Below are 9357 nucleotides of genomic sequence, written 5' to 3'. Positions count from 1 at the left end.
TCTGTCTTCATCCTCGCGCGTGGCGCCGCCGCACTATGACGCCGCCGTTTATTGTCGGTTTTCAACCGCCGTTCACATGAGCGTCAAGGACGCGATCAGAGAGCACGTGCGCTAAAGCGCTCGAAGATTTGACATTGACAGATTTTGTGGACACGCCTATCCCCAGCATCCCAGGAAGCAACCTGGGTGGTCCACGGACCTGTGCTTGAGATAGGGGATTTGTCCCGGCGTGCATGCGGATGCACAGTCCGGAGCCGACCGTGCGCTCTGCGGTGTCGTTTTTTCGCGTCCCGTGGGAGGCCAGATACGTTGCCCTTAGGGCTACACCTCAGCAGCATCACGCCGATGCCTGCCGCGTTGGCATCGCGGCGGGCATCGATGATCGAGAGGCTCCGCGATGTTTGATCCGTCCAGTCTCCCCAGGGAGCCGCCCCGTAGTCGGCTAGTAGAGAGACCAGCACCAGGAGTTAATCGGACCATCCCTCCTGGATCCGCTACCTCGCTGAGGTAGCGCAGCATTGAGTGCCGTTATACCGTTGACGAGCACCTGACGCAAGCCCCAACCTCCTGTGTGCTCCGCTGGTGGGACATATTTGGGACATTGCTTAGGGAATTTCAGGGAGCTGAGGGGAGACGGGAGGAACTGCGTTGCCAAAAGAAAAAACCCGCGAAGCCTTACGCCGCGCGGGTTTCCCTTGAAATCCCATGGTGGGCGGAGGACTATCGAACTAATGCATGAAAGGCATATTCAATAAGGCAACTCCTCTTCACGCATTCCTGGATACCCCCAAATCTACCCCCAAGCTCGTCGCGCTGTGCTCGCGAATTGATTAGGATTGCGTGGCTTGCGAACCGCCGGAAAGCCAACCCTGTGACGCGTATCTGCCGTGAACCAGGAAACGATCCCGTATTTGATCCGAATGAAAGAATTCTTTTTCACGGCCACCCTCCCCAAGGGGGGCTCGCTGGCTCCCCGAGGCGGGTGGCCTCCATGGTAGCCCACAGACTTTTTACTAAGGAACGCCTTAGTTACAAATGCAGCTATCTTCTCTCGAGTAGTGACACTTGGTCGGGCGGTTGACTCCCTCCGGGCAAAGCAGCGGATTCCCCACGATTTCCTCAGACGATCGCGCAGTCATACGCTCCTTGCCATGCGCTTGCCAAGCTTGACGGGGCCGAGGAAATCGGCCAGCGTGACCGCGATCGCGCGCACATCGACAAGTTCACACTCCCACAGTGTAAGAACGTCCCACCCCATCTTCGCGAGCGTTTCGCGATTAATCGCGTCACGCTCCACGTTGCGAGCGAATTTCAGCCCCCAGTACTCAATGTTGGCCTTGACCTGCTTCTTGCCGGACTGGCAATCATGCCGATGCCAAAAACAACCGTGGACGAATATCACCTTCTTCCGGCCGGGGAAGACAATATCCGGGGTTCCGGGCAACTCACTACCGTGCACCCGGTACCGGTACCCCTGAGCGTGTAGCAGGGAGCGAACCGCAAGTTCCGGCTTCGTGTCCTTGCCTCGTATCGCGCGCATGATCGTGCTGCGCGTTGCTGGCGTCGAGGAAATAGACCTGGTTGCCAAGCTCCACCTCGCTGCGTCTGCTCAGACTAACGATGGTAGGCCCGTTTTCCCCGGATAACTCCGCCATGGCTCGGCTTCCCGTCTTAGCTCGACTAGTTACGTCAGGATTCTAAAAATCAAAATCTGAAAGCGAGTCCATTCTGTCGACGGTTTCGCGCTCTTCTCTCCCCGGATTCGGCGCTTGCTTGGCGGGGATCAACTGGCCACCTTCTGGCGGGACCGTACCAAATCGGATACGGTCTGTTTCCAGTTCGCCACCGGATTTCTCCCATTGATGACGCTGGGTAGATCAAGGGTGTATTGGACGCTGTCTGTCCGCACGAAAAGGCCCTCAATGTCACGACGTCGCAGGATAAGCACGTCTTCATCAGTCAAGTCATATAGCCGAGGGGTAAAGGTCGTTTTGTACCGGGTGCTATATGCCTTCGATGCGGAAGCCGTTCGATGATCATACCCCCGAGATCCTGCTCCACCGTAACGGTATACGTCGTCCAGAAAGCGTTGCTGGAGTGGAGTGAATCCCGTTGTTTCCCCCGATCCCGTGTCCGGTCCCAACCGAGCGAGGATACGCTGGACGATCTCGGGCAATGTCTGCCCCTCTTGCTGTGCCTGCGTCAGTCCCACGCTGAGGAGTAACAGGCGTTTCTCAGAAGGAAGCCGTTCATCGACCTCGACCTGATGTACGCCGCTTATGCTGTGAGTCGAGGACTCCAGTTGTGTGGTCTTGATCTCGATCGAGGTCGACCCGACTACGAAGTCCCTCTGACCAACTTGGTGGCCGCGCCACATGTCGAGGATCGCCATCCCCGCGTTGGGGCGGCCAGCTACCGCGTCAAGTAAAGTTTCAAGGCAGAGAAGTTCGCCCATTAGACCGAGGATAAACTCCTCGCCGAGCGCGCTCCGGATAAGTGCGAGTTCCAGAAGGGGCTCGACTTCATCCAAGACGTCTTGCAGAGGGCGCGGCGCACCGATTCCTGCCTGAACGAGTTCGACCCCAAGAAGCGCTGCAACGGCAATAAAATGTGGCTCCGAAGGCAACACGATCCTGCTTGCATCGAACTCATCGGCGCTTTCAGTGATTGTCCATCGACCGTGCTCAAGATGTCTGCGAACGATCGGCGTCCGCGGATGAAGCTTGGGACCGCCAATGAATATCTCGACACGCCCCGATGACGTTTTGGCTAACCCGAGCGCCTTTGGAAGTATCCAGAAAATTGAGCGCTCGTCAGCCCGCGCTGGCTGGGCCAATCCCTCCAAGCTCAGCCTCAACTCCTCGAACGTAATATCTCCGATCATGTTGTCTCTACCTGGAAACACGAAGAGCTGCCACGTGATCCGGGCCACCTTTAGGCAGTGCCAGACCCAGTGCAATCATTTCCTGCTCCGTATGAGGATCCATTACCGGATGGATCAACAGCAACCCCGGCTCGCCTCGTTGGCGCCAAGCCCCTTGATCCAGAAGGCGCGGCGATCCAGAGGGATCGTGGAAATGATAGTCAAACACCTGATCGCCTTTCCAGCGCTCTGATGGATTGCGAGACCCCCATAGCGTTTCCAGAAGAAAGGGCTTTCCTGGCACCAGTCCCCGTCGCATCATCGGGAACGCTTTGCCGTTGAAAGTCAGCTTGGTCGTAGGCCCCTCTGAGCCAAATCTAAGGCCCACATAGAAATGTGGCGCCGTTGCCCTGTACGCACCAAGGTCGAGCGAATTCCACGGCCGCGTTGGGCTGTCTGTAGGTTGCATACCCGGCATGTCGTGCCTTTGCAGGGCCTCATGCCACAATCGCAAATAGGCAGCGATCGAGTATGGACATCCACTCGGCTCAACGATCGCCGGCCCCGCATTGCGGCCCGGTGGCCTAAACAATGGCTCTTGCAAATTCAACGTTCTTTGAAGACTGGCCCACCGCTGCGAGATAGGAAGGTGCGGGTCAGGATCATGGGTCGAATAGCAAAGATCTTCCAACATAGCAGCCAGTTCGAGCATCGAGATTGGCTTGGATCGAATCAATCCGCGCTCGACACCGCCTGGATAGTGAAGGACCTGCCAGGAGCCATCATTAATGAGAGTTTGGACGAGTGAAATGTTATGTCCGTACTGCTGTCCGTTCGGCGGTTCCACCAGGCGGATTGCTGGCGTGGCCCCCGGATGAAGGGGGACACGACGGCTGTCGACTTTTGTTGTTGCCCAGAACGAGTCACCCTGCAGCACGAGAACGCCGTTGGATACGGATGCAGGATGCCCGTCCATGTGGCTTAGAATTTCCCGCTTCAGCGCCAGGTCGTTGTAGTGATACTTTCGGAAAAGTGCCAACTGATCCGCATACAGGAACACACGACAAAAAGGAAGATGTGACCCACGATATCCGAACCAACGCTGCATCTGCATTTGGGTATCGGCGGCCGGCTCACGGGCACTGCGAGCAAACAGGCTTGTGGCCAACCCTTCAACTGTCAGTCCCCGCGACAACACATTGCCTGCGACGAAAATGGTGTAGATGTCGCGCGGCGCACGCCACAGTTGCGACGTTTCGTCGAGTGGCGTAGGTTGAAAAACAGGACGGTCGTCGGCCCGTGGATCGCTATTGAGAACGCGGAGCCTGACGTTCGGAAAAACCTCATCAACAAGTAGATCGCGAACTTCATTCCAAGAAACGGATCCGATCCCAAGCTCCGTGTAACCCGGTAATGACGACAGTCCCCCGGCAGTCGCCGCGAACTCGGCAAGCCACTTGAGCCATTCGTGTTCTTCCTTGCCGATGCGCGCAGTGAGCCCCGCGGCATCGATCTCTAAAACAGAATTACCCGCCTCGTCTAGAGGCAGTACCACGTCTTTTTCCTCGCCGGGAGAGGCTTTGCACCAGCGCGCAAGATCCTCTGCTCCGAGAAAATGCGCCTCCCTCAAGGCGGAAGGGTGATAAAGCATCGAGTGAGTTCGCGGCAGAGTCCTCTGTAAAGTAGCGAGGTCCGTAGGCGTCGAAGGAATCGCCGAAAAGCGCCGCTTATCAAGCAGCAAGCGCAAAGCGCCTGCTACGAGAAAGGAACGCATAGCGTTCCCTATCATGTCCCAGCGAACCTGGGCATGCTGTGCCAGTTCGGTCGCAGAGGCCTCGCCAGTTACGCCCGTAAAGGGGAAGCTGACACATGGGTCGCCCGGCATGTCCCGCAGACGTTCATAGTAGTGCTCCCCACCACAGTAGAAGGCACTCACCCCCTTACGCTCGAAATAAGTGTCAAGCCTCGGCGTGCGGTTGCCCTTGTCTGATGGCACACGCAGCGCAGCATGAAAATGCCGTGGGGCCAGCGGGTTATGCGAACGCTGCAGGTAGTTTGCCTGGGGAGTCGCTGTATAGGCAATGTACGTTGCGAACAGCGAGTCATTCCGTGTCGCTGGCGCACTTTCATCCGAGGACCAAAGATACTGGATAAACTGTGGAGTGATACGAGCCCCCTCCTGTGCATCCAATATGCTCGCGTCGTCCGCTTCGTCGTCAAGCACAACCATTCGAAGCGGATGCCCTCGACGCGCCAGGATATCCTTGTCTGTGTGTTCGGTCAGAAACTTGGCAAGCGCCAGAAGATGGTCGTCTTCTTTCGGTATGACGAAGATGACCGGCTTGCGATTCTGTACGGCTTCAACTACACGGCGACGGGCACCTCGCAGGTATCGATAGGGGTCCACCCTCGTTTCGCCGGAGAGAATGTCCTCGGGCTGAGGAACCAGAACTCGATCCGAATTCTTGGACCACGCTGTGTAAACGTCACTTCCGTCAAGTTGGTGAAGAAGCCGCTCGTACGTCTGCAGCCATAGGGCCACGCGAGTTCCGGCGAGAACAATCAGAATATCGACGTCCCGATCGAGCAGCAGCGCTGCGACAGCCAGCATGCTCGCTGTCTTTCCGGATTGCACGGATCCCACCACCATTCCCGTGATAACACTTTGCCGCTCAGAAGCGTTTCCGCCAAGCGTGTCCTCTGGTGAAAGTGGAGGAAGGGCACGCTCGACAATATACTTCGCGTCGTCCTCGATTATTGATCGAGTGTCTTCTGGCAATTTGCTTATTGCTTGGCTGTAGCGTTGCCACCATGCGGCTTCCGCTGCAGGCAAGGCGTCGCCCCCTCCCACTCCCGTCTCTCTGACGATGACGGGCCGAAGCGTACTAACAGATCCTTGGTCGAGCATGCCCTTTACGCCTCTGCCGCCGCCACGAGTGTCCTGAGAACCGGCAAGCAACTATATCCATAGCGCTTAGTGAGAAGTGCGGTCGCACTAACCTCGTCAATTTCCAGGGTCCTGAGGGTACCCATTGCGATCGTGGCAATATATTCCCACTGAGTCTTGTTTTGAGTTTTCGCGGGCCCTAGGTTTGCCTCAGTAAACCTGCGAATCGACGGGATGGCGTCCATTAGACGTTGCGTCTCGCCTATCGCGGCGAGAATCAGTGTCGCAAGTAGGCTTGCAACGAGAGGTAATTCCTCCCATCCTGATGCATGTCCCTTCTTACTACGGAATCGGGGCGACCATGCATCTTCGGCCTCCGCGTGGATCTGCACAGCAACTTCAATGTCGCGCGCCAGCGAAACCAAGACATTATTTTGGAACAGCGGATGTGCACCTTGCTTATCGCTTATCGCCTGAAGCAATGCATCAATTTGTGTTGCCGTCGACGGAGTAGCGTAGTTTCCATCCCGATTGTTGGGTGAGTGAAGCATCATCGCGCAAACCCAGGACAGTACCTTCGTGCGCTTGAACCTCATCGTCCCAAACCCTCGATCTTTCAGGGTTTCGCCAACCTCCCTGATATTTGCCCTCAAATCCGTCGGCAAATAAGCGGCTAGTTCGTCAGAGAAAGGGCGGTCGCCGCTAAGCACGAGCAGAAGCTTCGTCAGGCCCAGATGATGGAACGTGGCGTTTCGCAATTCTTCGGCATTCAGCTTCTTTCCCTGCTTGTTATAGATCGAAAACACATGATGAATGTCTTGCAATCGCGTGTTTTCGTAGACAATCACAGGTATCAGATAGCGTGAGTGTGCTTTTTCGAAGATTTCCCGCACTTTGGCCTTTCCCTGACCAACGGGGATTTCTACGTCTTTGATTTCAGAATAGTATTTCCCAGAGATCGCATGGAGAGGATCATTTGCGGAGTAGCGCATTAGACGGAACGGGAGGTAGTGCTCTGCGATATCCCGGCTCTTGAAATGACGCTTCCGAAGAAATTTCTTGTTGTCGCGATCAAATTCCGTTTCTGCGTCGAGGCTACGAACATACTGGCGTGCAGTCGGGTGTTGACCGATGAAGCGCAAAATCGCCGTCAGACGCTGCTTGCCGTCAACAATCTGGAGCTTATCGTCTCCTTCCAATTGCGTCAGAATAATCGACGGGATTGGAATTCCTCGAAGGATAGAGTCAATAAGCAACTGAGAATCGCTAATCGACCAAACACTGTCCCGCTGATAAGAGGGATTCAGTTCGAGATCTTCGTCCTTTGCGTAGTCGGCGAAGTTACGAATCGTGAGCGTTTTAACTTCGGCCTTGATAGCGGCCGGTTGGCGAGCCAAGGAACTAGATTCTTCCCACAGTTGGCGCCATTCCTCCGTAGCTTCGCGAATCCCGCGTCCATCATCCAACGCTTCGTTGAACGCCTCACGGTGAGCTGCAGCACGGGATAGCCAAGTGTCAAGATGTTGCGCTCCCAACTCGCTCAACGACACATTGTCGCCGTCGACTCTTATGCAGGAAGACACTGGGTCGGGGGAAATCTGGTCGAGCAGTTCCGCTGCAGCCTCCGCAGGCGGCAGGTCACTTCCAATAGAGCGGTCTAGACATAACCAGCCCTGAACGGCAGCGACACGAGAGAGCCAATCGTTACCATCAAATGAGACCGCGTCTGGCAAGAATGGGGCAGGTCGCCGCTGATCAACATCTTGAGGAAGCGCGCCGTCCTGTGAAAGTTCAGATAGATACTGTGCAATCCCGCCGAGCTCGATATCGTCATCGAGTTGGTCAATGTCTTCCATTTTTTCGGCCCCCAGAAAGGTTAATGTTTAGGTCTATTGTTTTGTTTATTCGCTTGTTGGTTATTGACAGGCGAACAAATCCATCGTGGTCATCTCAATTGCTCTACCCGCTCGCATGGGCTGTGCGTTCTGCATAAGTGTCTTTTGCACTGGGTTTGATTTCTTCAGTAACGCCCTCGCAACTGTTTCCACAACATCGGCGTTCACGGCATTTCCTAGCGCTTGAAATGCACGAGTGTTGCTGTCTGGCAATGCCTTCAATTCGTGCAGGCTCTGAAGGCGGGCACATTCTCGCGGCGTCATGTAGCGTCGCTCCCAGCCAATGATTGGCACTTGCGTATCGGTCATCGCGATAAGGCTCGGGGCGGTATTCCGCCGCTTGACCCGCACACCCGACGCACGGAATTGCAGGACGTAATTCCAAATATCCTTCTTTTCACCATGGACGTTCCATTCGAATTTCTGAAGACTCGATGGAAAGCGCAGGATGTTCGGAAGCCAAGTATCAATCCATGACTTGTTCTCCGCATAGAACAACCTGTTCTGTCGGATAAAGTCCTTTTTCCATTTGGGAAATTCTATTTGCTCAGTGCGGGCATGGCTTGGAAGGGCCATCCACCGGTCATCTCCGGAGAAATCACGCAATTCCTGGCCGTGGGAACCACGAAACTTGCACAGCCCCCGCATTCCCTTCGTCGTCTTTATTGCGTAAGGCGTCGTGTCTTCAAAGGGATAGTCTGCGCCCCACTCCATTGACCAAAGAGGAAACGACGGGAGTTGAACAGACTTGGGGCTCTGCTTTACGAACTTGTTCCACTGCGTGAGGCAGTCCTGGACCTGCGGCGAAAGCTGTTTGGCATCAGATGGACAGCAATCGAGCACAGATTCAATGCTGGTTTCAACTTTGAGCGGAGCCGGCCACTCAAATCGATGAAGCCCCTTTCTTGATCCGACGATGTACACCCGCTCTCTGATTTGCGGTATGCCAAACTCATGTGGCGAGTATCTGGTTGCCCTGATGTCATATCCAAGTCCCTGAGGTCCAAGCAGATCTTGAATGTGCTGCCACGTTCGGCCTCCATCGTGATTCAGGAGGTTCGGCACGTTTTCAAGGATGAAGTATTTAGGCTGCTTAACGCGAAGGATCGCTTCGACGTTAAAAAACAGATTTCCCTGCTCGGTGCATTCGAATCCCTTCTGTTCGCCAGCCTTAGAGAAAGGCTGGCACGGGAAACCGGCGGTCAGTACGTCATGGTCGGGTATCGCGTCTGGCGCCACCTTCTTGATGTCGCCTGCGGGCCTCAGGCCGAAATTAACCTCATAAAGGTCTCTGAGGTGATCTTTCCACTCGGCAGCGAATACGCATCTGCCGCCGATACGCTCGAGCGCAATGTGAAAGCCACCTAGCCCCGCAAAAAGGTCGATGAACCGGAAACTATTCATTATTGGTTGCAGTCGGTTTTTTCTTTGTCGCCTCTGCCATGGCCGAGTGCGACGTGCAAACGGCCAGATCGAATGACACTTATCCAAGCGTTACTGTACATGCATACATGCCCCGTGGGTGTGGGATTTGTCTCACAAACCCATCAGAACGCCTCTTCTGCCTGTTCGCGACAGATGGAAGGAATCAAATATTACAATATGCCTTCATTTCCACACTTCTAATGTCCTGCTGCGCGTGAGAAACAGCCTAACATTTGGCGCGCAGGCCGGCGCAGCTCGAGATTCCCGCCGAGGCGGCTGGAGCCGCG

General features: G+C 55.3%; 5 protein-coding genes. All 5 read right to left on the bottom strand.

Annotation, left to right across the window (positions count from 1 at the left end; genetic code table 11):
• Window positions 1-1135: 1135 nt before the first annotated feature.
• A complete protein-coding gene (locus J8I87_RS33965; protein ID WP_209936630.1) occupies window positions 1136-1588 on the bottom strand; it encodes a very short patch repair endonuclease in 453 nt (150 codons plus the stop codon).
• Between the two features lie 195 nt (window positions 1589-1783).
• Window positions 1784-2884: a PD-(D/E)XK motif protein gene (locus J8I87_RS33960; protein ID WP_209936629.1), complete on the bottom strand. Its 1101-nt coding sequence runs from the start codon at window positions 2882-2884 to the stop codon at window positions 1784-1786.
• A gap of 7 nt (window positions 2885-2891) precedes the next feature.
• A complete protein-coding gene (locus J8I87_RS33955) occupies window positions 2892-5771 on the bottom strand; it encodes a Z1 domain-containing protein (RefSeq protein WP_209936628.1) in 2880 nt (959 codons plus the stop codon).
• A 5-nt stretch (window positions 5772-5776) separates the two neighbouring features.
• Window positions 5777-7606 (bottom strand): DUF262 domain-containing protein, encoded by a 1830-nt coding sequence (locus tag J8I87_RS33950; protein ID WP_209936627.1) that lies wholly within the window; start codon window positions 7604-7606, stop codon window positions 5777-5779.
• A 60-nt stretch (window positions 7607-7666) separates the two neighbouring features.
• Window positions 7667-9049 carry a DNA (cytosine-5-)-methyltransferase gene (gene dcm, locus J8I87_RS33945; RefSeq protein WP_209936626.1) on the bottom strand — a complete coding sequence of 461 codons (1383 nt, stop codon included), beginning with the start codon at window positions 9047-9049 and terminating at the stop codon, window positions 7667-7669.
• Window positions 9050-9357 lie beyond the last annotated feature (308 nt).

This window comes from Paraburkholderia sp. LEh10 (assembly GCF_017814945.1).
Taxonomy (GTDB): domain Bacteria; phylum Pseudomonadota; class Gammaproteobacteria; order Burkholderiales; family Burkholderiaceae; genus Paraburkholderia.
This window is presented reverse-complemented; position numbering and strand designations above follow the sequence as displayed.

Coding starts and splice junctions, on each gene's coding strand:
- J8I87_RS33960 (WP_209936629.1), bottom strand. CDS start 2,884: ATGATCGGAGATATTACGTTCGAGGAGTTGAGGCTGAGCTTGGAGGGA.
- J8I87_RS33955 (WP_209936628.1), bottom strand. CDS start 5,771: ATGCTCGACCAAGGATCTGTTAGTACGCTTCGGCCCGTCATCGTCAGA.
- J8I87_RS33950 (WP_209936627.1), bottom strand. CDS start 7,606: ATGGAAGACATTGACCAACTCGATGACGATATCGAGCTCGGCGGGATT.
- dcm (WP_209936626.1), bottom strand. CDS start 9,049: ATGAATAGTTTCCGGTTCATCGACCTTTTTGCGGGGCTAGGTGGCTTT.